The following is a 22,721-nucleotide window of genomic DNA, read 5'->3' as shown; positions in this document are numbered from 1 at the left end:
AAAGGAATGGGCCGCTTTCAAATGAGGCGGCAAGCCGCCCTTCCTCATGCATTGCGACATCGTTTGGGAAGCGAGTGGCTATCGTCAGACGCCGCCGTGGCGGCGCAAGGGCCATGTGCGGCTGTTTGAGCCGGAATTTCGCGACGAGGATTGGGAACGTCCATGGGCAGAGCGCAACTCGGTCGGTCTGTCCGAAGTCCCCTATGCGCTGCCTGATGTTGACGCAGACCCGGCCTAACTGGAAATCCGCCGCTTGCTCGTGGACATGCCAGACGCGCGTGACGATCACAGGCGCCCACTCAAATTGATCGCCGGTAATCTCGATGATCAGACCGTCATATTCGCGCCAGGCAGGGCCGCTGAGCGATGGCAGCTTTCGAGCTTCACCCTCTAAAACTTGTTAGTCCGCTTCCGGCCCAGCTCCGGTCAGTCTGTGAACTGGTTGGGCGTGGGCTGAACGTCTCCTTCTGGCAGAAGCTGCCGTTCGGCATGTCGCATGCATATGACGGCTTTGTCCCACATCACGCCATTGGGACGGTTGAGGCCGTCCAGTAAGTCGATCCCAATCGGGACGGCCTAGACCGTCCCGATCGCTGTTTCTATTCGCCTGCTCCACGGTGCTCTTGCTCTCGCCAGCCGGCCCGCTATCCGCGGCCTTGTCGCTAAGGCGTTGCCCCGTGATCCAACGGCGCCCGATCCGACACGTTACTCCGGCACGGAGCGGCGCGGCTGATCAAGTCGGGCCGGTGGTCCCAGCTATTGGCTGATGATCTCCTATCGCCCATCATCCGCTTCTATGCTGAATTTGTTTCGACTCCACACGCTGCGACGCATTCGGCTATCGCCGACAGATTCGCAGATCATCGAAGTCGAATGCGAGTTCACCAATGTTTCGTTTTTCGGCGAGCAGAGGTGCGTGTGGCTGCCGATCAATGAAATCGCCGTCGTACCCTTGGGTACTTTAATCACCGACGATGAGTTCAACGAGGTCCCGCTGCCCAGGACGCATCAGCGCGTCAAGGCGTTCAGGACGGACAGGTTGGTAGACTTAGTGGTCAGCCACCCGGCAGCGATCGAGACGCCGAACGGGCGCGTGATGACGGCGCAGTCTAAATCCGAGTTTCCCTGCTACGTTCATCACGAGGGAGCGCTCCCGGTAGCCGTACCCGCCATGGAGTTGACCCGCTTCTACTTGGCGGCCGTCAGCGTCGCCGTCGACAACATCATGCGATTCGACGTCGATCCTGAGGCTGTGTTCGACACTTACTGTGACCTGTCGCGCACGGGTTACCTCGATGCGGCGCGGCGCGAGTTCCGCATCGTCCCTAAGCCAGGGCTGTGCGACCGCGGAGCGGCGCTGCAGATTGCACAGGTCATGACCGATGAGTCCTTACGACTTACTGTGGCGGGGTTGGCGCGTGGAATCAGAAGGCTCGCTGCCTCGGGCAGCGACGCCGAAATGCCGTTTGTCCGCAGCCCTGCTCCGCTCGACCTCAAGTTCGTGATCGCAAATCAGGAGGACGGCAGGTTCTTCAGACAGGAGGGTCACGTGATGGCCGAGCGTGTCATCAGCGACTATCGGAAGCCTGCCTTCGAGCGCCTCGTCGTCGAGCTCCCAGTGGGCTACGATAGGGCGTCCTTCAACGAACCGGGGCGAGTACCGGCGATGGATTCGCGTCCGCCGATCGACCCGGAGGCGACCGAGACCCGCGAGCGCAAGCCGGGTACGCGCTCCTTGAAAATCATTTCGGCGCAAGGCGGCATCGCCCAGACCTTCCCGTTCCTGAACGGCGTTAAGACGCGGTACGAGGAGCGAACCAGGATGCCGCCGCCCCTACCTCGACCACCAGAGCCGCCGCCTACGCCAATCAAGGAGTACTCATCGCTGCCGCGAGGCGGTCGTGAGCTGGTAGCAAGGCTGAACGTCGTCCCGCAAAGCGACCCGGAACCGCAGATTGAGCGGACGACACTCGACAATCAGCAGTTTGCGGAGACAGACCCGACCTTTCAGCCGACGCTCGTGACGGTGGATGTGCGCAGGCTCGACGCCCGCATGGGACGCTTCGTTAGCGCGGGATCAGCCCTTGCCTCTGACGGGTTTGTTGATCTTGCCGGTTCATCGCTGGTCGGAGGCGGCCAACAGGCGTTGCGGGTGTTCGAACTGGCTCGCGCCTGCGGATCGTGGGCATGGTCAACAAGGCGGGGCAGGGGACGTTATGTTGCCTTTCTGCCGTTGTTGGTCGGTCGCCGAATCGTCTGGGCTGTCTCCATCGAGCGTAAGGCAGAGCGCCATCTGCCCATGGGCTTGTTCGTCTCCCGGGAGCCCGTCGCCGAGCTTGATTTCATCGCGAGAACGCTTGCCGCGCTGGCCCGGCGTAATTCGCATTCGAGCGAGGACGGAGGTACGTTTCCCGATCAGGACTATGCGGACGTTCGCTTCGCCTCACTGATCCATTCGGCAAGCCGACAAAAGCGTGTGTCCGCCCTCGCGGCTGACCTGTTCGACCGTGCGGTTGCGCTGGCGAAGCGAGAGGGCGGCTACGACGCCGATGCAGTGTAGAGGTATCGTCTGACGGGTTCTATGTAGGTGAAGGGCAGTTGGTTCGGTTTCGCGTCCCGTGTCGCCCATGACCACCAGATGCCCGCCTCTGCCATGACGCCGACGAACATGTAGGGCCATCCGCGCAACAGGAGGGCTACACCGCGCATCGCCTCGTGGGTGACGGCTGGCGGTAGGAATCGCAACTCCTTCCTGACGCCCTCCTCGTGTCGGATGATCGGCTGCGCGAGCAGGCCATCCAGCGTCCCCAGTAGCCGCCCGCGACGAGGTCCGGCCGCCATGAGCATCAGGAGCCGGTTGAGGAGCGCAAAGAAGGACATTGGATGGAGATCGGGCAGACCGGCCGCTTGCACAGGTGCGCCGTCAAGCACGCGCTGGCAGTGGTGCTGGAGCTGTAGAACCGAAGCGTCGGCGATCAAGCATTCCGCCGTGCGGAGATCCGTGCCGCAATCGTGACACTCGATCATCCCGCCTCGGTGCGGGATCACCGGGGCGGCGCACGACGGGCACCGGTCTACGAGCACTAGGCCGTGCCGGGTACAGCAGGCGAACCCCACCAGCCGCCAAGTCCGGCGATAGTAGGGCTTCGCGTCCTCCGAAAGGCAAGCCGGGCAGAACCACAGGCCGAACCCACGCCTGACCCGATGGTATACGCCCAGTGGCCGGATGAAGCGCGCCAAAGCGCTTCGGTCCACCGCCGGATGGAGCACGCCCTCGAAGGCCTGCAGCGATGTACGGCGGGCGAGTTCGGGATCTGCCGCCGTTCGTATCGTCATGTCGGCGATGATCTGGGGCGGCGCAGACAGGTCGAGATCGCGGGTCCAGAGCTGCACGCCGGGCCACCGATCGGTGCACCAGCTGTGCAGCTTCTGCCCGCTCATCTCGGCCGCCCGCACCATCCATGAAGACAGAAGCTCGTCGGGTTGAGGCTTAGGCCTCACCGTCCAAAGCGACAGCTTGGACGTCACTTCCCCGACTTCACCAGCCCCGTCTTTCTCATGCCGACCTCGCTCCTCTTTGTGAATCTGGTGAAGTCGATCGCGTTCAACGTTTTCATCGTGATCCGTTCCTCGCCGGTCCTAATAGCATGCTCTGCGGCTAACCTTAGGATTTTTAGCGTATCGCCCAGCGTGCCCTCGGAGCGGTCGAAGATCCATTCGCCCATCTTCCGGTCGTCGGCGAGATTAGACGGGTGCTTGAGCAGCAGCATGGGCTCGAGATGATAGAGCAGGTTGCTGCCGCGCTCGTCGTACTTCCATGGCGGTGACGCGAGGATGTCGAACCGCCGACTGAGCTGTCGGCTGGCACTGATGACGGAGAGCAGGTCGGGCATACCGACGAGCACCAGTGACAGGTTGCACTTGGCGCCAACCGACTTGATGAAGTTGCGCAGCACCTCCTTTTCCGTCGGTCGAGCTCGCTGCATGTCCTGCATCTCGTCGATGATCAGCACACGGGTGCCGACGGTGCGGAGCAGCTTCAAGACCGATTGCACCAGCTGCCTCTCGGGCGTGCTATCCTTGCGCGGTTCCATTAGGACGTCCAGAATTTCGCTGCACAGACCTGCCAGCGTCGGGCGCGCCGGCAGGCTGACGTAAATGACCGGCACGACGTTGGCGTCGGAGTCGGGATCGCAGAGGCACGGAAAGGTGTCGCGGAAGCGTTCGGCGATCGTCGATTTGCCGGCCCCGGAGTCGCCGGTGATAATCAGGTTCTCGCGCTCTTCATGCTCCTCCAAGTTGGCGAGCCGCTTCATCCGTTTAAGGGCGAGCTCGACGAAGTCGTGCTGGATAAAGAGCTTGGCCTTAATGGACTTGATTCTCTGCTCGTCGGTCAGGTAGGGAGCCGCGTCGAAGACCTGGTCTATCACGAGCGCTCGATCAACATGGGCGTGCGCTTAAAGACGGGAGCCGGGAGGGGGAGCGTCTCGGGTGCGGGCTGAGGCTGCTCGCCCAGCGCCTGCGTGGTAAGGTGCTCTGCGCGGCGGTCACGCTCGTCGTTCCTTTGGGCAGACTTGCGGGCTTTTCTGGTCGAGCGGTTCTTTTCCATTTCAAGCAGCGCATTGTACGTCCGCGCGATGGTGTCATTGTCCTGTTCCACCTCGTGGGCGGCGTTCCAGGCCTTCGTCATCCTGAGATAAAAGAGCGTGGGCGGGATGGTCGGGTTTTCCGCCATGATCTCGAGGTGCTGCTTCAATTCAGGGTGCCAGACATAGATGCGACGGATGTCGAGCGGATTACGTCGTATGACGAACCGCTCGTTCTCAGAGCGGTTCTGAAAGAACGCAAGATTATCACTGCGATAGTATATGCTGTCCCAACTGAAGCCGTATCGCTTGAGCGCACGAGTCGTCGACGGAAGGAAGTCGATGAACAGCTTGCGGGTATCCTCGACCATACGGGGTGCGGGGATCGCCCGCTTGCTACGCCCGGAGAACGCCTCCTCCCATTTGCGGCCGGGTGACATGTCGAGGGTCGAATGCTTTCTCTGGTGATAGTGGCAGAACCACTCGGCCAAGTGACGTTCGTAGTCGTCGATCGTGAAGGTGGAGGGCGGTGCCTTCGGCTCGTCACGATTGGTGCCGACCCGCCGTGCGATCGCGCCGGGGAGCATGGCGGTCTCCTTCATCACGGTACCGATAATGCGTTCGATGATGCCGCCGTACTGGGGTGAACCCTTTGGCCGCTTCTCGGGTGTTGGGATGCCCCATTCGGCGCAGCCGTCCGCCATCGCCTTCGAACAAAAGTCCGATCCGTTGTCGGTATAGATCGAGTGTGGCAAGCCTGCGAACGGCCAAGGCGTGGTGATCTTAAGGTCGCGCAGCCATTGGTCCTTGGAAGAGACCGCGCGGACCATGGTCAGAGCGACAGTGGTCGCCGACGGCGCCTCGAACGACAAGACGAAGGCGAGACATGTCCGCGAATACTCGTCCAAGGCTATGGTGATCCAGGGGCGGCCGATCGGCTCGCCGGTCAACGGATGAACAAGCTCGATATCGCACAGCGTATGATCGATCTGGATCCGCTCAAGTGGGAACGTCCGTTTGGGCGTGTGTCCGCGTAAAAGGCTCTTTTCCCGCGCAGCTCTCGCGCCCTGTCGGATCGCGAGCCGCTCCGGATAAGGCACCTCCTGCCAGCGTCGCCTGATCGTCGCCTCTGAGATCATGGGCAGCCCTTGCGCGGCAAGCGCGCCTTGGATTGCTTCGCAGAGTTTCTTGATGCTGCCCTTCGGGTACTGTTTGAAGAAACGCTTCCTGGTATTCTCGACCACCCGGTCCTGGTCGGCCGAGGTCCCTCGGACGCCTATACGGGGCTTGCGGTAGGTGATTAACGTGCTGATGCGCGGCCGTTTGCGAAATATGTTGTAACGGCGGAAGAGGGTCGCGCGGCTAACGCCGAAGCGGTTTGTCGCTTCGGCGACTGCGCTCTCGACAAGTCCGGCCTGCGGCAGCTCACGGAAGAAGTTGGCTAGATCTCTCGCTCGCTTGTGCGCGTCGAGTGCGACGATCTCGGCGTTATGTGGACTCGTCGGAACCAAGGTCGTCGAACGGGTTGGGGATGCTTCCGGCATAAATTGGCGACTCCAGCGTGAGCGCCTGTCTCACATCGAAACGAAGCTGCCCGGCGGCGACTAGGGCGAGCATCATCGGCATGGCTCGATTCCAGGTCAGGCCGGACGCTGCGCCGAGACGCTCACAGACCGAGAGTGTTGTTAACCATCCAAGTTCTGAGATCTCGTTAACGATCTCAGCCGCCACGACCACATCAAAACGGGTCGCTGCGTGAGCATGGATGAGGCGGAACTGGTCGAGGCCAACAGCTGTCATCCATTTATCTGTGATTACGTCAAAGTATCTTGCCTGGCGCTGTTCAGCCCAGAGCCGGGCTGCGTCGTGGCGTGCTGCATCGCGCAATTCGTACCGACGCTCATCCTCGTGACGTTTAACCTCGACCAAGAGCTCTGCGATGGGCCCAGATCGCAGCGAAACAAGGAAATCCGGGGTATACACTCGATCCTTGCCGCTTCGCTGTTCAAGGAAGCGGATCGAGAACGGCTCGCGCACGACGCTAAGGACCTGTGGTGTCGCTCCGCAGATTACGAGTAGATCACGCTCGAAGGAAGACTCGAATGCGATCGGCCCTCGCTGTTGCCGGATGGGTAGGAAACCACGTGTGGCGCTTACTGCCGCAGGCGTGCGTTGACGGCGAGACGGCTCGAGCCGGATGTCCGACGCCAGTCTCATTTATGAAGAGCCTGCTCGTCGCCAGTCTCACCTAGCGTGAGTCGAGTCTCAGCTTCAGAGCGCGATTTCAAGCGCCGTAGCCCGTCTGAGTCTCGCCTTGGGCGAAAATTGACAGGGGGACTGAAGGTGCGGCCGGGCGAGGTCAGCCTGGCGCATCTGGGCGTGTTGTTCCTGGACGAGCTACCCGAGTTCAACCGCGCGGTGCTCGACTCGCTGCGCCAGCCGCTGGAGACCGGCACGGTGAGCGTCGCGCGCGCCAACGCGCATGTCACCTTCCCGGCGCGGGTGCAGCTGATCGCGGCGATGAATCCGTGCCGGTGCGGCCATCTCGGCGACGCGTCGCTGGCCTGCGCCCGCGCGCCGCGTTGCGCCGCCGATTACCAGGCCAAGGTGTCGGGACCGCTGCTCGACCGGATCGACCTGCATGTCGAGGTCGCGGCGGTCAGCGCCGCCGACCTGATCCTGCCCCCGCCGGCGGAAGGGTCGGCGGAGGTCGCCGCGCGCGTTGCGGCGGCACGCGCGATCCAGACCCGGCGCTATGCCGGCTCCGCGGCGCGCACCAATGCCGAGGCGGAAGGACCGCTGCTCGACCGCTGGTCGACGCCCGACGATGCGGGCCGCGCGCTGCTGGCCCAGGCGGCCGAGGCGATGCGCCTGACCGCGCGCGGCTATACCCGCATCCTGCGCGTGGCGCGGACGATCGCCGACCTGGGCGGCGCGGAGCAGGTCGGGCGCGCCCATATCGCCGAGGCGCTCGGCTACCGCCGCCGGCCGCCGGTGGGTTGAGGGATCGATCCCCCTTGCAGGAGTGCCCGCACTCGGCTAGCCCACCGGTCGCTGCCCCTGTGGTGAAATTGGTAGACGCGACCGACTCAAAATCGGTTGCCGCAAGGCGTGCTGGTTCGAGTCCGGCCAGGGGCACCACTTCCGACATCGCGGATGGAACCGGGCGGGTGACTGATCGTCGGCGCCCGGTTCGTGTGCCTAGCGGTTCAGGCGCAAGCGCAGCGCGACCGAGCGGGCATGGGCGGGCAGGCCCTCCGCCTCCGCCAACGCGACCGTGGCCGGGCCGAGTTCGGCGAGCGCGCTTTCGTCCAGGCCCAGAAAGCTGGTCCGCTTCATGAAATCCAGCACCGACAGGCCGCTGGTGAAGCGGGCGCGGCGGCCGGTGGGCAGGACATGGTTGGGTCCTGCGACGTAATCGCCGATCGCCTCGGGCGTGTGGCGCCCCAAGAACACGCTGCCGGCATGGCGGACCTGGTCGAACAACGCCTGCGGATCGTCGACCGCCAGTTGCAGATGCTCGGGCGCGAGCCGGTCGACCAGCGGCATCGCCGCGGCCAGCGTCTCGACCCGGATGATCGCGCCGTTCGTCTCCCAGGCCTGGCGCGCCACTGCGCCGGTCGCCAGCGTGTCGAGCTGCCGCTCCACCGCCGCCGCCACCCGGTCGGCATAGTCGCCATTGTCGGTCAGCAGGATCGACTGCGTCACCACGTCATGCTCGGCCTGGCTGAGCAGGTCGGCGGCGATCCATTCGGGATCGTTGCGGGCGTCCGCCACGACGACGATTTCACTGGGCCCGGCGACCATGTCGATGCCGACCACGCCATAGAGCTGGCGCTTGGCCTCCGCCACCCAGGCATTGCCGGGGCCGGTCACCACATCGACGGGGCGGATCGGGCCGGCGCCATAAGCCAGCGCCGCGACCGCCTGCGCGCCGCCGATCCGCCACACCTCGTCCACGCCCGCGAGATGCGCGGCGGCGAGCACCAGCGGGTTGATCTGCCCATCCGGCGTGGGCGTCACCATCGCCAGCCGCTCGACCCCGGCGACCTTGGCGGGGATCGCGTTCATCAGCAGCGACGAGGGATAGGCGGCGCGCCCGCCCGGCACATAGAGGCCGGCGGCATCGACCGGCCGCCAGCGCGCGCCGAGCCGCACGCCCGCCGCATCGCGATAGTCGCTGTCCTGCGGCCGCTGCTTCTCGTGATAGGCGCGGATGCGGGTGGCGGCGAGGTCGAGCGCGGCGCGCAGCTCGGGCTCCAGCGCGGCATAGGCGGCGGCGCAGGTCGCCGCCTCGATCCGCCAGCCGGTCTCGTCGGGATCGTGCCGGTCGAGCTTGATGGTGAAGGCGCGCACGGCCGCCGCGCCCTCGTCCTTCACCGCGCGCAGCATGGTGGCGACGTCGCGGGTGACGTCGGCGGCGCTTTCGCGGCGATCGTCGACCAGGGCGGCGAAGGCGTCGGCGAAGCCGGCGTCGCGCGTGTCCAGCCGGATCATGCCGCCACCGCCGCGTCGGACGGGGTGGCAGGCGCGGCGGCGCGGCGGAACGCCTCGACCAGCGGCACCACATCGGGGCGCGTCTTCATCGCCGCGCGGTTGACGACCAGCCGGCTGGTCACCTCCATGATCCGCTCCACCTCGACCAGTCCGTTCTCCTTGAGCGTCCGACCCGACGATACGAGATCGACGATGCGCGGCGCCAGGCCCAGGGTCGGGGCCAGCTCCATCGCGCCGTTCAGCTTGACGCATTCCGCCTGCACCCCGCGCCGCGCGAAATGGGCATGGGTAAGGTGCGGATATTTGGTCGCGACGCGGACATGGCTCCAGCCGCGCGGATCGTCGGCGGCCGCCATCTCGACCGGCTCGGCGATCGAGAGGCGGCAATGGCCGATGCCGAGATCGACCGGCGCATAGAGTTCGGAATAGTCGAACTCGGCCAACACGTCCGACCCGACGATGCCGAGCTGCGCCGCGCCATGCGCGACGAAGGTGGCGACATCGAAGGCGCGCACCCGGATCAGCGCGATCGCCGGATCGTCGGTGGCGAAGCGCAGTGCGCGGCTGTTCTCGTCCGAGAAACTGGCTTCGGGACGGATCCCGGCCCGGGCGAGAAGCGGCAGCGCTTCGGACAGGATGCGCCCCTTGGGCACGGCGATGACGAGCGGCGGCATGGCGCGGGCTTTAGGCGGCAGGCCGGGCGGGTGCAATCGCTTCGGGGGCCGTCAGCCCGCCGGCGCCAGCAGCGCATCGTCGATCGCGACGGCGCGTTGGAAGGCGGGGCGGGCGTAGAGCCGGGCGAGATAGGCGTCGAACCGCGCGCTCTTGGGCAACATGCCGAACTGGCCGTAGAAATGGATGGCGGAGCCGACATAGACGTCCGCCGCGGTAAACCGGTCGCCGGCGATATGGTCGTGGCGGCCGACCGCTTCCTCCAGCACCCGCATCACCAGGTCGAAATGGCCATAACCAGCCATGCGCTGCTGCTGGTCGCTGGGGGTGACGCCCATCGCCTTGTCGACCACCGCCGATTCGACCGGCCCGGCGGCGAAGAACATCCATCGGTAATAGTCGGCGCGCTCCTCGGCGGTCGGCGCCAGGCCGGCCTCGGGGAACGCCTCCGCCAGATAGGCGCAGATCGCCGCGCCCTCGGTGACGACATGGCCAAGGTGGACGATGGCGGGCACCTTCATCATCGGGTTGATCGCGCGGTACGCGTCGTCCTTCATCGTCGTCGCATAATCGAGCAGCACCGTCTCATAGGGCGCGGCCACCTCCTCCAGCATCCAGCGGACGATCCGCCCGCGCGACATCGGATTGGTGTAGAAGATCAGATCGGCGGCCATGATTCGTCCCCTGTTCGACGCGAACGAAGAAAGAACATTCGCGCCTATCGGTCAAGCCGGGCGTGGAGGAAGGCGAGGGTGCGATCCCAGGCCAGGGTCGCGGCGGCCCTGTCGTACCGCTCGGCCGAGCTGTCGTTGTTGAAGGCATGGTCGACGCCCGGATAGACGAAGGCCTGGACCGGCTTGTTCGCCAGCTTGAGCGCGGTGACCCAAGGCGTGCCGGTCTGCGCGACGCGCGCGTCCTTGCCGGCATAATGGAGCAGCAACGGCGTCTGGATTTGGGCGGCCTCGGCGGGGCTGGGGGCCGGGCCGTAATAGGCGACGCCGGCCTTGAGCCGCGCGCCTGCCACCAGCGCCAGCCGGTTGACGAAGGCACCGCCCCAGCAGAAGCCGACCGCTCCCACCTTCGCGCCGCCCATGGCCTCCGCCTCGATCAGCGCCACCGCCTGGGCCAGGAGCAGGTCGTAATCGGCCTGGCCGATCAGCGTCCGTGCCGCATCCTCGTCGCCCGGCGTGCCGCCCTGCGCGGAAAGGAAGTCGGGGGCGATCGCGACGAAGCCGGCCAGCGCCAGCCGGCGCGTCACGTCGCGGATATGCGGGGTGAGGCCGCGATTCTCGTGGATCACCAGCACCACGCCGCCGCCGGCGCGGGGCGTACGCAGCATCGCGCGATAGAGGGTGAGCGGCTGGCCCGCATAGCGTGCCTGCGTGGTGGTGACGGACAGGCGCGGGTCGGCCGCGTCGGTCAGCGCGGCGGCGGCGGGAGAGGCGGCCAGCCCGGCGATCAGCGCCTCCGCCGCGGCGGCGGAGCCGGCGAGCAGCGTCATCTGCTTCAAGAGGCGGCGGCGGTCGTGATGCTCGTGCGTGAAGGCGTCGTACAGCGCCACGGCGCGATCGCGAATCTCGGTCATCCAGCCTCTCCCGTATCGATCGGGAGAGGCTAACCCATTCGAAACCGGCTGTCAGTCGCGAAGCCTGGCCGGTCAGCCGGCGATCAGTGGCGGTCGTCGAACAGCGCGCGCGCCTGCGCCGCCGGATCGTCGCCGTGCAGCGCGGAATCGGCGTCGCGCGACTGCTGCGTCCGCTCGGCCTGGAGCTGCGCGATCAGCGCCTCGCGATCGCCCTCCAGCCGGTTGTCGGTCGGCTGGCCGTCCGCGCCCGCAGCCTTGCCCGCCTTGGCCACCGCCGCGTCCAGCTCGCGCTGGGTGGTCAGGCCCAGGGTCACCGGGTCCTTGGGGGTGATGTTGGCGATGTTCCAATGGCTGCGATCGCGGATCGCGGCGATGGTGGTGCGGGTGGTGCCGATCAGGTTGCTGATCGCGCCGTCCGAGATTTCCGGATGGTTGCGGATGATCCAGGCGATGCCGTCGGGCTTGTCCTGGCGCTTCGACACGGGCGTGTAGCGCGGCCCCTTGGTGCGGCGGACCTGCTCCGGGCCCTTGGTCATCTTCAACTGATAGTTGGGATTGGCCTGGCCCTTGTCGATCTCGTCCTGGGTCAGTTCGTGCGCGCGGACGGGGTCGCGGCCGGTCAGCTTCGTCGCGGCGGTGTCGTCGGCGATCGCCTGCACCTCCAGGATGTGCAGGCCGCAGAAGGTGGCGATCTGCTCGAAGGAGAGCGCGGTGTTGTCGACCAGCCAGGAAGCGGTCGCATGGGGCATCAGCGGCTGGGCCACGGGGTGAACTCCGTAGAAAATAAAAGGGCCGCCCCTTTCCGGAGCGGCCGCATGATCCCCAGCATCTAATGGCATCGCGGCCGCGGGGCAAGGCATGTGTCGCGGTGAAACACGCCCGGCCACCGCGATGATTGACATGGATCAGTTCCGCCGCGACCCTGTGACGATCACCAGGGGGACGTTCATGGGAAACATGGCAGGCATCGCCGCGCTGATCGCGGCCACGGGGCTGATGGCGGCGCCGACGCTGGCGGCGGAGCGCGCACCGGCCGCCCGGCTGTCGCTCGCGCCCGTCAGCGGGCGGGCGGTCGCGCCGGCCCATCGGGCGAGCCGCGCCGGCCATGGCGCGGCGTCGGGCGCGATCATCAACCTGGGCCTGGTCGCGGCGATCGGCATGGGGGTGCTGCTCGCCACCGCCGGCGGCAGCAAGGACGCGGCCGACAGCAATTAGCGGGCTGGCGATCGGGGCCACAAGGCCGCTCCCGATCCGAAGGGGCATCGCAAAATCCGGCCGCCCGCGCCCGGACACGCCATCCCGGCGGAGGCCGACGGTGGTGAAAGGGTCTCGCAACGGCCCGGCCCTGGCCCGAGCGGCATGGTGGATCGCGCAAAGGTCCCGCCGTCGCTGGAACGGTGCGATGCGGTTCGTGACGATCCGTTCCAAGAGGCGGGAGCGCCGAGCGCCGGTCCGCCTTATTCGCCGACGATCAGCACGATCTTGCCGACATGGTCGCCGCCCTCCATCCGGCGATGCGCCTCGGCCGCCTCGGCGAGCGGGAAGCTGCGGTCGATCACGGGCTTCAGCGCGCCCGCTTCGACATGCGGCCAGACGTGACGCGCCAGTTCGTCGGCCACCATCGCCTTGAACTCGGCGTCGCGGGCGCGCAGCGTCGATCCGGTCAGCGTCAGGCGGCGGCGCATGATCTCGAACAGCGGCACGGTCGCCTCCGCGCCGCGCTGCACCGCGATCGAGACATGGCGGCCGTCCTCGGCCAGGCACTTCAGATTGCGCGGCACGTAATCGCCGCCGACCATGTCCAGCACCACCGCGACGCCGCGCCCGTCGGTGATCGCCTTCACCCGCTCGACGAAATCCTCCGTGCGGTAATCGATCGCATGCGCCGCGCCCAATTGGAGGGCGGCGGCGCATTTCGCCGCGCTGCCGGCGGTGACGATCACGGTCAGGCCGAACACTCGCCCGAGCAGGATCGCCATCGTGCCGATGCCGCTGGTGCCGCCATGGACCAGCACCGTGTCGCCTTCGTCGGCATAGCCACGCTCGAACAGGTTGGTCCACACGGTGAACAAAGTCTCGGGAATCGCCGCCGCCTCGACCATCGACAGCGCTTCGGGCACCGGCAGGCATTGCCCGAACGGCACCGCGACATATTCGGCATAGCCGCCACCCGCGATCAGCGCGCAGACCGGCTGGCCTTCGATCGCGCCGTCGGTATCCGGCCCGACCGCGACGATGGTGCCCGAGACCTCCAGCCCCGGAATGCTCGGCGCGCCCGGCGGCGGCGGGTATTTGCCCTGGCGCTGCATCACGTCGGGCCGGTTGACCCCGGCCGCCGCGACTCGGACCAGCACCTCACCCGGCCCCGCCACCGGCACCGGCCGTTCGACGATGCGCAGCACCTCTGGTCCGCCAGCCGTATCTGGATCGATGCACCGCATGACGTCGGGAAGGGCGCTCATTCGGTCGCATCCTGCAAGAAGGTCGGGGACGCGCCTTATTGACAGCGGCGCGGGTCCGGTCAACGCTGCAGGCCATGGAGTTCGACGACTCTCTGCCCGACCTTGGCCCGCGCCCCGGCGACCGGGTCGACGCGCTGGTCCGCGAGGATATCGACTCGCTGTCTGTCGCCGAGCTGGAATCGCGCATCACCGCGCTGGAGGGCGAGATCGCCCGGTGCCGCGCCCGAATCACCCATGCCGTTAACCATCGCGCAAGTGCGGATGCGCTATTCCGGTGAGACGCGTTGTGGCTCCTGTCCCGCAACACGCGATCGGCAGGAGCGTTTCGGCACCGCTTGATGCGGCGGGGTACCGACACGACATAGGTTGGGACCGGGTCGTGTCGCCACATGGCCCGCACGGAGTATCCTGAATGCCATCCTTCGCCCCCGCGCTTGAGACCACGCTGCACAAGGCGCTTGAGGCCGCCTCCTCGCGCCGTCACGAATATGCGACGCTGGAGCATCTGCTCCTCGCGCTGATCGACGACGAACACGGGTCCAAGGTGATGACCGCGTGCCATGTCGACCTGGGCGAGCTGAAGACCACGGTCGCCCATTATCTCGACACCGAGCTGGACGCGCTCAAGGTCGACGCCGCCACCGACCCGTCCCCGACCAGCGGCTTCCAGCGGGTGGTGCAGCGCGCGATCCTGCACGTCCAGTCGTCGGGGCGCGACGAGGTGACGGGCGCCAACGTGCTGGTCGCCCTGTTCAGCGAACGCGAATCCTATGCCGTCTATTTCCTGCAGCAGCAGGACATGAGCCGCCTGGATGCGGTCAGCTTCATCAGCCACGGCGTCGGCAAGGGCAGCGCCGCGGCGGAGGCCTCCACGCCCAAGGGCGCCGAGGAGGAGAAACCCGCCAAGGGACAGGAGAAGGGCAAGACGGAAAGCGCGCTGAAGCAGTTCACCGTCGATCTCAACGAGAAGGCGAAGGGTGGGAAGGTCGATCCGCTGATCGGTCGTGGGCCGGAGGTGGATCGCACGATCCAGATCCTGTGCCGCCGCTCGAAGAACAACCCGCTCTATGTCGGTGATCCCGGCGTCGGCAAGACCGCCATCGCGGAAGGGCTGGCGCGCAAGATCGTCGAGGGCGAGGTGCCCGACGTGCTGCGCGAGGCGGTGATCTATTCGCTCGATATGGGCGCACTGCTCGCCGGCACCCGCTATCGCGGCGATTTCGAGGAGCGGCTGAAGGCGGTCGTGAACGAGCTGGAGAAGCTGCCGCACGCCGTGCTGTTCATCGACGAGATCCATACGGTGATCGGCGCGGGCGCGACCAGCGGCGGCGCGATGGACGCGTCGAACCTGCTGAAGCCCGCCCTGTCGGGCGGCACGATCCGCTGCATCGGCTCCACCACCTACAAGGAATTCCGCAACCACTTCGAAAAGGATCGCGCGCTGCTCCGCCGATTCCAGAAGATCGACGTGAACGAGCCGACGATCGAGGACACGATCAAGATCCTGGCCGGCCTGCGCTCGGCCTTCGAGGAGCATCATTCGGTCAAGTACACGCCCGACGCGATCAAGTCGGCGGTGGAACTGTCGGCGCGCTACATCAACGACCGCAAGCTGCCCGACAAGGCGATCGACGTGATCGACGAGGTCGGCGCGATGCAGATGCTGGTGCCCGCCGCCAAGCGCAAGAAGACGATCACCGCGCGCGAGATCGAGGCGGTGATCGCCACCATGGCGCGCATCCCGCCCAAGAGCGTCAGCACCGACGACAAGAAGGCGCTGGAATCGCTCGAGACCGACCTGAAGCGGGTGGTGTTCGGCCAGAATTCTGCGATTGAGAAGCTGGCGGCCGCGATCAAGCTGTCGCGGGCCGGCCTGCGCGATCCGGAGAAGCCGATCGGCAACTATCTGTTCACCGGCCCGACCGGCGTGGGCAAGACCGAGGTGGCCAAGCAGCTGTCGACCATCATGGGCATCCCCCTGCAGCGGTTCGACATGTCCGAATATATGGAGCGGCATTCGGTCAGCCGGCTGATCGGTGCGCCCCCGGGCTATGTCGGCTTCGACCAGGGCGGCCTGCTGACCGATGCGGTCGACCAGAACCCGCATTGCGTGCTGCTGCTCGACGAGATCGAGAAGGCGCATCCCGACCTGTTCAACATCCTGTTGCAGGTCATGGATAATGGTCGCCTGACCGACCAGCATGGCAAGACCGTCGATTTCCGCAACGTCATCCTGATCATGACGACCAATGCGGGCGCGGCGGACATGGCGCGCGAGACGCTGGGCTTCGGAATGCTCACCCGCGAAGGCGAGGACGAGCAGGCGGTGCAAAAGATGTTCTCGCCGGAATTCCGCAACCGGCTCGATGCGATCGTTCCGTTCGGCTATCTGCCGACCGAGGTGGTGGCGCGCGTCGTCGACAAGTTCATCCTCCAGCTCGAACTCCAGCTCGCCGATCGCAACGTCCACATCAACCTGGACGACGCCGCGAAGAGCTGGCTGACCGAGAAGGGCTATGACAAGCTCTATGGCGCCCGGCCGATGGGCCGCCTGATCCAGGAGAAGATCAAGCAGCCGCTCGCCGAGGAACTGCTGTTCGGCAAGCTGGTCCATGGCGGCGAGGTGACGGTGCGGATGAAGGACGGCGCGCTGTCCTTCGGCATCGAGCCGGCCGCGCCGCGCAAGCCGCGTCGCAAGGGTGGCAAGACCGAGCCGGTCGGGGCCGAATAAAGCCCGGAGGACCGGCGGGTGATGGGAGGATGGGATGTTTCTATAGGATCATCCATCCTCCAATATCCCTTGGCCGCATTATCTGCGATAGATGTTGGATATGGTGTTAGCCTCGTTCCGACGTCTCGACGGCGCATCGCTCCTTCGAACCATCGTCCTGCTCGCGGTCCTGGCGATCGGCGCCGGCCTGGTCCTGCCGGCGCGCGCCGATTCCGGACGGCAGTTCCGCCCCTGCATCATGGTGGCGCATCCCGGCGACCGGGCGCGGGCGATCTTTGCTTCGGCCGACCGGTTCGACTGCCATAGGGGCCAGCGAAGCTTCCCGGTCGGCACGGTCTGGCTGATATCGCCGCCGCTGCGGACCCGGGCGGATCAGGCCTATGTCGCCCGCTTCGCCAGCAACTGGTCGGTCTCGGTTGCGCTGTATATCCGCTATGCCGATGGCGCGATCCGGCGGGTCGGCTTCACCCATCGCACCGCGCCGCGCTTCCTGGGCGTCGGCGGCCGCTATCTGCTGCCGATCCCGGTGCGGGACGCGGCCCCCGTCCGCCTGTTGTGGCGCGTCCGCCAGTTGACCAATGTCCGCGGCGTGATGCCGGGCGCGGAGGTGCTGGACACGGCGACGCTGGAGCGGCGGACTCTGGGGCTGACGATCGCCTATGCGCTTTGCGCAGGCATCGCGCTGGCGCTGATCGTCGGGCATCTGGCGCTCTATGTGGCGCTGCGCCAGCGCTTCCTGCTGGTCTATGTCGGCATGGTCGCCGTGTCGCTCGCCTTCCTGTTCGTGTCGTCTGGCGCGATGACGATGCTCTGGCCCGATCTGGACGTGCATCTGCGCCAGCGGGCCGCAACGCTGCTGTTCGCCGCCGGCACGATCCTGGTGCTGCTGTTCGGGCGCAGCTTCTTCCCGTCCACCGTCTTCACGCGCGGGCTGCGCCGGGTGAGCAATGCCGCGATCGCCGCGCTGATCCTGAGCACCGGCGCGATCCTGCTGATGCCGCCGCACCGGGCGACCATGCTCGACGATATCGACAGCTGCCTCTACATGCTGGTGATGGCGATGGTCCCGATCGTGGTCCTGCGCGCCACCGCGCAGCGGCAACTGGGGCTGACGCTGTTCGCCGCCGCCTGGGGGATGCCGATCCTGCTGGTCGGGCTGCGCATCATGGTGTCGTTCGGCCTGATGCGCGGCGGCAACGTGTTCGACCTGGTGACGATCGGGATGATGACGATCGAGGCGCTGGTCGCCGCGATCGGCATCGTCTGGCGCATCCACCGGCTGGGCCGCGAACGCGACGAGGCGCGCGCCGAGGAGATCGCCGCCCGGTTGCTGGCCGATGTCGATCCGCTGACCGGCCTGCTCAACCGCCGCGCGTTTCTGGCTCGGGCGATCGGGCGGGAGGCCGACCAGATGCTGCTGCTGGTCGATATCGATCATTTCAAGGCGATCAACGACCAGGTCGGGCATGACAGCGGCGACGAGGTGCTGCGCGGCTTCGCGCAGGCGCTGCGGATGGTCGCGCCGGCCGATGCGCTGGTGGCGCGGCTGGGGGGCGAGGAGTTCGCGCTGCTGCTGCCGATGCCCGCGGCGATGAGCCCGGCGGCGATCCACCGCGCGCTGCGCGAGGTCCGCATGCCTTTCGACCTGAGCGTGACGTGCAGCCTGGGCGCCTGCACCGGCCCGATGGTCAGCGAGCGTGCCTGGCAGGCCATGTACCGCACCGCCGATCGCGCGCTGTACGAGGCCAAGGCGGCAGGACGCGACCGGGTACAGGTCGGGGCGCCGCTGGTGGCGGTGGCATGACGCTTGCCGGCGGTCCCGCCCTGGCCTAGCCTCCCGGCGGGGGGATGATGATGCGCAATCGACGGATAATGTTGGCGATGGTCGCGGCCGGCGCGACCCTGGCGATGGCGGCGCGGCATCCGACCGCCGATATCCGCGTCCTGACCCACCAGACGGGCGATCCCGCGCCGCGCCGCTTTCAGGCGGCGATCGAAGTGGGGCTGGTCGGCGTCCGCCTGCTCTATACCTGGACCGCCCGGCCGGCCGGATAAGCGGGGCCGCGCCAAGTCTTGCCTGCATCAGGTCCGTGCCGCATAGGAACAGTCATGGACACACCCGCCCCATCCGCCCCCGAAACGCCGGTCGAGGACCTGTCGTTCGAAGCCGCGCTGAAGGAACTGGAGCGGATCGTCGGCCGGCTGGAGAGCGGCGACGCGACGCTGGACGAATCGATCCGCCTGTACGAGCGCGGCGACCGGCTGCGCGCCCGCTGCGCCGAGCGTCTCGACGCGGCGCAGGCGCGGATCGAGGCGATCTGGCTGGATGCGGACGGCAAGCCCGCCGGCACGCGCCCCTTTGCCGCGGGCTGAGGCGCCGATGCCCGCTCTGCCCGCGTCGCTGCCGGACGCGATCGCGCTGGTCGCCGAGGCGGTCGATGCCCGCTTCGACACGCTGCTCGCCATCCCCGACGATCCCCGCGCCAATCTCTATGCCTGCATGCGCCATGCCGCGATCGGCGGCGGCAAGCGGCTGCGCCCGCTGCTGACCATCGCAACCGCCGACCTGTTCGGCGTCGACCGCGCCTGCGCCGCGCTGGTCGGCACCGCCATCGAGGCGATCCATGTCTATTCGCTGATCCATGACGATCTGCCCGCGATGGACGACGATGACATGCGCCGGGGCAAGCCGACCGCGCACAAGGTGTATGGCGAAGCGACGGCGATCCTGGCCGGTGACTGCCTCCATGCGCTGGCCTTCGAGGTGCTGGCCGATCCCGGGACGCATCCCGATCCTTTCGTGCGCTCCGAACTGGTGCTCGACCTGGCGCGCGCCGCCGGCCCGTCCGGCATGGCGGGCGGGCAGATGATGGACTTGGAGGCGGAGAAGGCGCGGTTCGACCTCGGCACCGTCACCCGGCTCCAGCAGATGAAGACCGGCGCGCTGATCGGCGCGGCGGTGGAGGCGGGCGCTATCCTGGGGCGGGTGCCGCCGGAGGGGCGGGTGCATCTGCGCGGCTATGCGCACGACCTGGGCCTCGCCTTCCAGATCGCTGACGACCTGCTTGATGCCGAGGGCGACGAGGCGCTGGCCGGCAAGAAGCTGCGCAAGGACGGCGAGGCGGGCAAGGAGACGTTCCTCTCACTGCTTGGCGTCGACCGCGCGCGCGCGCAGTGCACGATGCTGGTCGACCAGGCCGTGCAGCATCTGCGCGGCTATGGTCCGGAGGCGGATCTGCTGCGCGCCATCGCCCGCTATGTGGTGGAGCGCGACCGGTGAGCCGGATCGGCGTCTATCCCGGCACCTTCGATCCGATCACGCTGGGCCATATGGACATCATCCGGCGCGGCGCGAAGCTGGTCGACCGGCTGGTGGTGGGCGTTACGACCAATGCGTCCAAGTCGCCGATGTTCTCGCTGGACGAGCGGATGGCGACGGTGCGGCGCGAGGTGGCGACGATCGGCGGCGCGATCGACGTGGTGCCGTTCGATTCGCTGCTGATGGACTTCGCCACCCGCGAAGGGGCGAGCATGATCGTGCGCGGCCTGCGCGCGGTCGCCGATTTCGAATATGAATATCAGATGGCGGGCATGAATCAGCAGCTCAACCGCCATGTCGAGACCGTCTTCCTGATGGCCGATGTCGCGCTGCAACCGATCGCGTCTCGGCTGGTCAAGGAGATCGCGCTGTTCGGCGGCGACGTGTCGAAGTTCGTCACGCCGTCGGTCTGCGCGGAACTGGTCGCGCGGGTCACCGAGACGGGGCGCGGCCGCCGCGCCGATTGACCGGGCCCGCAGCGGCGGCTAACCGCGCCGCCGTGACGGGTTCCCCCTGACCGGGGATCAAAAGGGAAGCCGGTGAGTGGTGCGTCCACGATCCCGGCGCTGTCCCCGCAACTGTGACCGGCGAGCGGCCGCCCCTTCGCGCCACTGGACCAGAACGAGGTCCGGGAAGGCGGGGCGAGCCGCGGCGACCCGGAAGCCAGGAGACCTGCCCGTCACGGTCGATCCATCGCGCCGGCGGGAGCACCGGGGCGGACGAGGCGAGGTTCCTCGAGCGAACGACGCGCGGCGACGCGTGCGCAATGGTGCGGACGCCGCCGAGAGGGGGATTTCGTCCGTGTTCAAGGTCACCGTTTCCATCCTGGCGCTCGCCATCGCCGCTCCTGCGCTGGCGCAGGCGGCTGCGGGGGAGGACGACCAGATCGTCGTCACCGCCGCCCGCGCGCCCCAGAAGCTGGACGAGGTCGGGCAGGCGATGACCGTCATCGACCGTGCCGAGATCGAGGCGCGACAGACCGTGTCGATCGCCGACCTGCTGTCGACCACGCCGGGCGTGACCGTCACCCGCAATGGCGGCCTGGGCAGCTTGACCAGCCTGCGCATCCGCGGCGCGGAAGCCGAGCAGACCCTGGTCGTGATCGACGGCGTGCGCGTCAATGATCCCTCGTCGCCCGGCGGCGGCTTCGATTTCGCCAACCTCCTGTCTTCGTCGATCGAGCGGATCGAGGTGCTGCGCGGCCCGAATTCGGTGCCCTGGGGCAGCCAGGCGATCGGCGGCGTCGTCAACATCATCACCCAGGCGCCGACCGACCGGTTCCGCGCCCGTGCGCGCGCCGAATATGGCTATGCCAACAGCGCCTTCGCCAGCGCCGGCGTATCGGGCGGCACCGGGCCGCTCGCCCTGTCGCTGACCGGCGGCTATCTGGACAGCGACGGCATCTCCGCCGCCGCCGATGGCCGCGAGCGCGACGGCTATCGCCAATATGGCGCGAACGGCCGTGCGACGCTGGCGCTGACCGACGCGATCGGCATCGATCTGGCGGGCTGGTATGCGCACAGCCGGGTGGGGCTGGATGGCTTCCCGGCGCCCGATTACGTGCTGGCCGATACCGCCGATTACGCGAAGACGCAGGAGGTCTATGGCTATGCCGGCGTCCATGCGAACCTGCTGGACGGCCGCTTCCGCAACCGCGTCGCCTTCACCATCGCCGACATCAACCGCGACAATTACGAGCCCGCCTTCGGCACCGATCCCAGCTTCATCGGCCGGGGCCGGTCGGAACGCTACGAATATCAGGGCGATCTCCGCGCCGCCGGACCGGTCCGCCTGGTCGGCGGCGTCGAGCACGAGACCAGCCGCTACGACGATGGCTTCCTCAAACGTTCGGTCGGCATCACCAGCGTCTATGGGCAGGCGATCGTTCAGCCGATCCGCGCGCTGACCATCACCGGCGGCGTGCGGCATGACGATCACCAGCGCTTCGGTGGCCGCACCACCTTTGGCGCGGACGCGGCGCTGGCGCTCGCCACCGGCACGACGCTGCGCGCCAGCTATGGCGAGGGGTTCAAGGCGCCGACGCTCTACCAGCTCTACAGCGCCTATGGGAACGAGGCGTTGCGGCCGGAGACGGCGCGCAACTACGACCTGGGCGTCGAACAGGCGCTGGTCGGCGGCCGGATGCGGATCGGCGCGACCTGGTTCCACCGCGACACCCGCAACCAGATCAGCTTCCGCAACTGCGCCGATGCCGCCGAATGCGCCGACTATCCCTTCGGCCGCTACGACAATATCCAGCGCACCCGCGCGCAAGGGATCGAATTTGCGATCGCGCTGCGCCCGGTCGATGCGCTGACCGTGTCGGGCAACGTCTCGTACATCGACAGCCGCAACCGGACGCCGGGCGCGGCCTTCGACCTCGACCTCGCGCGCCGGCCCCAGGAGACGGCGGCGGTCAATGTCGACTATCGCCTGCCCTTCGGCCTGTCGGTCGGCGGCACGGTGCAGATGGTCGGCGACAGCTATGACGATGCGGCCAATAGCGTCCGGCTCGACGGCTATGCGCTGGCCAGCCTGCGCGCGGAACTGCCGATCGGCGACCGGCTGTCGGTCTATGGCCGCGTCGACAACCTGTTCGACGCGGATTACCGGGTCATCGCCGGTTATGGCACCTATGGCCGCGCCGCCTATGGCGGCATCCGCGTGGCGCTGGACTGAGGTTCGCTACGGCCGTCCTGGCCCGGCGCCGTCCTTGCGGAAGCCTCCCTATCGCCCGAAACCTTGCACCACCCCGGCGAAGGCCGGGGTCCCGTTACGGAACGATCCTGATGATCTGCAAGCGTCCCCCGACTGGACCCCGGCCTGCGCCGGGGTGGTATGGTGGACCTTGGCATCGCCGCCATGGACG

22 protein-coding genes, 1 tRNA gene and 1 riboswitch are annotated in these 22,721 nt (G+C 67.2%); of the genes, 13 read left to right on the top strand and 10 right to left on the bottom strand.

The annotated features are described in order from the left end of the window. The first annotated feature begins 46 nt into the window (after nucleotides 1–46). Together GGQ96_RS04205 and GGQ96_RS04200 are read left to right on the top strand one after the other, a co-directional pair. Nucleotides 47–238 carry a hypothetical protein gene (locus GGQ96_RS04205; RefSeq protein ID WP_184111764.1) on the top strand — a complete coding sequence of 64 codons (192 nt, stop codon included), beginning with the start codon at nucleotides 47–49 and terminating at the stop codon, nucleotides 236–238. 528 nt (nucleotides 239–766) lie between these two features. Further along, nucleotides 767–2,560 (top strand): hypothetical protein, encoded by a 1,794-nt coding sequence (locus GGQ96_RS04200; RefSeq protein WP_184111762.1) that lies wholly within the window; start codon nucleotides 767–769, stop codon nucleotides 2,558–2,560. On the opposite strand, the gene GGQ96_RS04195 is transcribed toward GGQ96_RS04200, so the two are convergent. Genes GGQ96_RS04195 through GGQ96_RS04180 form a run of 4 tightly spaced genes read right to left on the bottom strand, consistent with a single transcriptional unit; the run spans nucleotide 2,539 to nucleotide 6,803 of the window. Further along, complete coding sequence (locus GGQ96_RS04195) at nucleotides 2,539–3,528, bottom strand: TniQ family protein (RefSeq protein WP_184111760.1); 990 nt, start codon at nucleotides 3,526–3,528, stop codon at nucleotides 2,539–2,541. The two genes, GGQ96_RS04200 and GGQ96_RS04195, sit on opposite strands and share 22 nt — an antisense overlap. Continuing rightward, nucleotides 3,525–4,430, bottom strand: coding sequence for a TniB family NTP-binding protein (locus GGQ96_RS04190; RefSeq protein WP_184111758.1), 906 nt, complete (start codon nucleotides 4,428–4,430; stop codon nucleotides 3,525–3,527). Before GGQ96_RS04190 ends, GGQ96_RS04195 begins: the two co-directional genes overlap by 4 nt. After that, entirely contained in the window at nucleotides 4,427–6,130 is a 1,704-nt protein-coding gene (locus GGQ96_RS04185; protein WP_184111756.1) for a Mu transposase C-terminal domain-containing protein, read from the bottom strand. The genes GGQ96_RS04190 and GGQ96_RS04185 overlap by 4 nt, the downstream gene beginning before the upstream one ends. After that, nucleotides 6,075–6,803 carry a TnsA endonuclease N-terminal domain-containing protein gene (locus GGQ96_RS04180; protein WP_246360027.1) on the bottom strand — a complete coding sequence of 243 codons (729 nt, stop codon included), beginning with the start codon at nucleotides 6,801–6,803 and terminating at the stop codon, nucleotides 6,075–6,077. The genes GGQ96_RS04185 and GGQ96_RS04180 overlap by 56 nt, the downstream gene beginning before the upstream one ends. A 36-nt stretch (nucleotides 6,804–6,839) precedes the next feature. On the opposite strand from GGQ96_RS04180, the gene GGQ96_RS04175 reads away from it, so the two are divergent. Both GGQ96_RS04175 and GGQ96_RS04170 read left to right on the top strand, forming a co-directional pair. Beyond that, nucleotides 6,840–7,589: an ATP-binding protein gene (locus GGQ96_RS04175; RefSeq protein WP_343058918.1), complete on the top strand. Its 750-nt coding sequence runs from the start codon at nucleotides 6,840–6,842 to the stop codon at nucleotides 7,587–7,589. 53 nt (nucleotides 7,590–7,642) lie between these two features. Further along, nucleotides 7,643–7,727, top strand: a tRNA-Leu gene (locus tag GGQ96_RS04170). Between the two features lie 60 nt (nucleotides 7,728–7,787). Here GGQ96_RS04170 and hisD read toward each other — a convergent pair. The 5 genes from hisD to GGQ96_RS04145 form a co-directional block, all read right to left on the bottom strand. After that, nucleotides 7,788–9,083 carry a histidinol dehydrogenase gene (hisD, locus tag GGQ96_RS04165; RefSeq protein WP_184111753.1) on the bottom strand — a complete coding sequence of 432 codons (1,296 nt, stop codon included), beginning with the start codon at nucleotides 9,081–9,083 and terminating at the stop codon, nucleotides 7,788–7,790. Then, the gene (gene hisG, locus GGQ96_RS04160) at nucleotides 9,080–9,757 is read right to left on the bottom strand and encodes an ATP phosphoribosyltransferase (protein WP_184111751.1); all 678 of its coding nucleotides are present in this window, start codon (nucleotides 9,755–9,757) and stop codon (nucleotides 9,080–9,082) included. Before hisG ends, hisD begins: the two co-directional genes overlap by 4 nt. A gap of 51 nt (nucleotides 9,758–9,808) precedes the next feature. Beyond that, a complete protein-coding gene (locus GGQ96_RS04155; RefSeq protein ID WP_184111749.1) occupies nucleotides 9,809–10,429 on the bottom strand; it encodes a glutathione S-transferase family protein in 621 nt (206 codons plus the stop codon). A 44-nt stretch (nucleotides 10,430–10,473) separates the two neighbouring features. Beyond that, nucleotides 10,474–11,340, bottom strand: coding sequence for a dienelactone hydrolase family protein (locus tag GGQ96_RS04150; RefSeq protein ID WP_184111747.1), 867 nt, complete (start codon nucleotides 11,338–11,340; stop codon nucleotides 10,474–10,476). 83 nt (nucleotides 11,341–11,423) lie between these two features. After that, nucleotides 11,424–12,104 (bottom strand): cell cycle transcriptional regulator TrcR, encoded by a 681-nt coding sequence (locus GGQ96_RS04145; protein WP_184111745.1) that lies wholly within the window; start codon nucleotides 12,102–12,104, stop codon nucleotides 11,424–11,426. 184 nt (nucleotides 12,105–12,288) lie between these two features. On the opposite strand from GGQ96_RS04145, the gene GGQ96_RS04140 reads away from it, so the two are divergent. Continuing rightward, nucleotides 12,289–12,555, top strand: coding sequence for a hypothetical protein (locus GGQ96_RS04140; RefSeq protein ID WP_184111744.1), 267 nt, complete (start codon nucleotides 12,289–12,291; stop codon nucleotides 12,553–12,555). Between the two features lie 242 nt (nucleotides 12,556–12,797). Here the strand turns inward: GGQ96_RS04140 and GGQ96_RS04135 are convergent, their stop codons facing one another. Next, entirely contained in the window at nucleotides 12,798–13,802 is a 1,005-nt protein-coding gene (locus GGQ96_RS04135) for an NAD(P)H-quinone oxidoreductase (RefSeq protein WP_184111742.1), read from the bottom strand. A 74-nt stretch (nucleotides 13,803–13,876) separates the two neighbouring features. On the opposite strand from GGQ96_RS04135, the gene GGQ96_RS04130 reads away from it, so the two are divergent. The 8 genes from GGQ96_RS04130 (at nucleotide 13,877) to GGQ96_RS04095 (ending at nucleotide 22,531) form a co-directional block, all read left to right on the top strand. Next, nucleotides 13,877–14,080: a DUF1192 domain-containing protein gene (locus GGQ96_RS04130; protein ID WP_184111740.1), complete on the top strand. Its 204-nt coding sequence runs from the start codon at nucleotides 13,877–13,879 to the stop codon at nucleotides 14,078–14,080. A gap of 134 nt (nucleotides 14,081–14,214) precedes the next feature. After that, nucleotides 14,215–16,533, top strand: coding sequence for an ATP-dependent Clp protease ATP-binding subunit ClpA (gene clpA, locus GGQ96_RS04125; RefSeq protein ID WP_184111738.1), 2,319 nt, complete (start codon nucleotides 14,215–14,217; stop codon nucleotides 16,531–16,533). A gap of 100 nt (nucleotides 16,534–16,633) precedes the next feature. Next, nucleotides 16,634–18,337: a GGDEF domain-containing protein gene (locus tag GGQ96_RS04120; RefSeq protein ID WP_184111736.1), complete on the top strand. Its 1,704-nt coding sequence runs from the start codon at nucleotides 16,634–16,636 to the stop codon at nucleotides 18,335–18,337. Nucleotides 18,338–18,405: 68 nt separating this feature from the next. Then, nucleotides 18,406–18,588 (top strand): hypothetical protein, encoded by a 183-nt coding sequence (locus GGQ96_RS04115; RefSeq protein ID WP_246360026.1) that lies wholly within the window; start codon nucleotides 18,406–18,408, stop codon nucleotides 18,586–18,588. Nucleotides 18,589–18,642: 54 nt separating this feature from the next. Continuing rightward, nucleotides 18,643–18,906 (top strand): exodeoxyribonuclease VII small subunit, encoded by a 264-nt coding sequence (locus GGQ96_RS04110; RefSeq protein WP_184111732.1) that lies wholly within the window; start codon nucleotides 18,643–18,645, stop codon nucleotides 18,904–18,906. Nucleotides 18,907–18,913: 7 nt separating this feature from the next. Next, on the top strand, nucleotides 18,914–19,813 hold the full coding sequence (locus tag GGQ96_RS04105) for a polyprenyl synthetase family protein (protein WP_184111730.1): 900 nt from the start codon (nucleotides 18,914–18,916) through the stop codon (nucleotides 19,811–19,813). Beyond that, nucleotides 19,810–20,319, top strand: a complete 510-nt coding sequence (coaD, locus tag GGQ96_RS04100) for a pantetheine-phosphate adenylyltransferase (RefSeq protein WP_184111729.1) — start codon at nucleotides 19,810–19,812, stop codon at nucleotides 20,317–20,319. Before GGQ96_RS04105 ends, coaD begins: the two co-directional genes overlap by 4 nt. 20 nt (nucleotides 20,320–20,339) lie before the next feature. Beyond that, nucleotides 20,340–20,546, top strand: a riboswitch (cobalamin riboswitch). 107 nt (nucleotides 20,547–20,653) lie between these two features. After that, the gene (locus GGQ96_RS04095) at nucleotides 20,654–22,531 is read left to right on the top strand and encodes a TonB-dependent receptor domain-containing protein (protein WP_184111728.1); all 1,878 of its coding nucleotides are present in this window, start codon (nucleotides 20,654–20,656) and stop codon (nucleotides 22,529–22,531) included. The last annotated feature ends 190 nt before the right edge of the window (nucleotides 22,532–22,721 follow it).

Source organism: Sphingomonas abaci (assembly GCF_014199625.1).
GTDB classification, from domain to species: Bacteria; Pseudomonadota; Alphaproteobacteria; order Sphingomonadales; family Sphingomonadaceae; genus Sphingomonas; species Sphingomonas abaci.
The sequence above is the reverse complement of the archived record's forward strand: the minus strand, read 5'-3'. Positions and strand labels throughout refer to the sequence as shown.

Excerpts from the sequence above, each read along its gene's own strand:
- GGQ96_RS04205 (WP_184111764.1), top strand. The coding sequence starts at position 47 with ATGCATTGCGACATCGTTTGGGAAGCGAGTGGCTATCGTCAGACGCCG.
- GGQ96_RS04200 (WP_184111762.1), top strand. The coding sequence starts at position 767 with ATGATCTCCTATCGCCCATCATCCGCTTCTATGCTGAATTTGTTTCGA.
- GGQ96_RS04185 (WP_184111756.1), bottom strand. The coding sequence starts at position 6,130 with ATGCCGGAAGCATCCCCAACCCGTTCGACGACCTTGGTTCCGACGAGT.
- GGQ96_RS04180 (WP_246360027.1), bottom strand. The coding sequence starts at position 6,803 with ATGAGACTGGCGTCGGACATCCGGCTCGAGCCGTCTCGCCGTCAACGC.
- hisD (WP_184111753.1), bottom strand. The coding sequence starts at position 9,083 with ATGATCCGGCTGGACACGCGCGACGCCGGCTTCGCCGACGCCTTCGCC.
- hisG (WP_184111751.1), bottom strand. The coding sequence starts at position 9,757 with ATGCCGCCGCTCGTCATCGCCGTGCCCAAGGGGCGCATCCTGTCCGAA.
- GGQ96_RS04155 (WP_184111749.1), bottom strand. The coding sequence starts at position 10,429 with ATGGCCGCCGATCTGATCTTCTACACCAATCCGATGTCGCGCGGGCGG.
- GGQ96_RS04150 (WP_184111747.1), bottom strand. The coding sequence starts at position 11,340 with ATGACCGAGATTCGCGATCGCGCCGTGGCGCTGTACGACGCCTTCACG.
- GGQ96_RS04140 (WP_184111744.1), top strand. The coding sequence starts at position 12,289 with ATGGGAAACATGGCAGGCATCGCCGCGCTGATCGCGGCCACGGGGCTG.
- GGQ96_RS04135 (WP_184111742.1), bottom strand. The coding sequence starts at position 13,802 with ATGAGCGCCCTTCCCGACGTCATGCGGTGCATCGATCCAGATACGGCT.
- GGQ96_RS04130 (WP_184111740.1), top strand. The coding sequence starts at position 13,877 with ATGGAGTTCGACGACTCTCTGCCCGACCTTGGCCCGCGCCCCGGCGAC.
- clpA (WP_184111738.1), top strand. The coding sequence starts at position 14,215 with ATGCCATCCTTCGCCCCCGCGCTTGAGACCACGCTGCACAAGGCGCTT.
- GGQ96_RS04120 (WP_184111736.1), top strand. The coding sequence starts at position 16,634 with ATGGTGTTAGCCTCGTTCCGACGTCTCGACGGCGCATCGCTCCTTCGA.
- GGQ96_RS04115 (WP_246360026.1), top strand. The coding sequence starts at position 18,406 with ATGTTGGCGATGGTCGCGGCCGGCGCGACCCTGGCGATGGCGGCGCGG.
- GGQ96_RS04110 (WP_184111732.1), top strand. The coding sequence starts at position 18,643 with ATGGACACACCCGCCCCATCCGCCCCCGAAACGCCGGTCGAGGACCTG.
- GGQ96_RS04105 (WP_184111730.1), top strand. The coding sequence starts at position 18,914 with ATGCCCGCTCTGCCCGCGTCGCTGCCGGACGCGATCGCGCTGGTCGCC.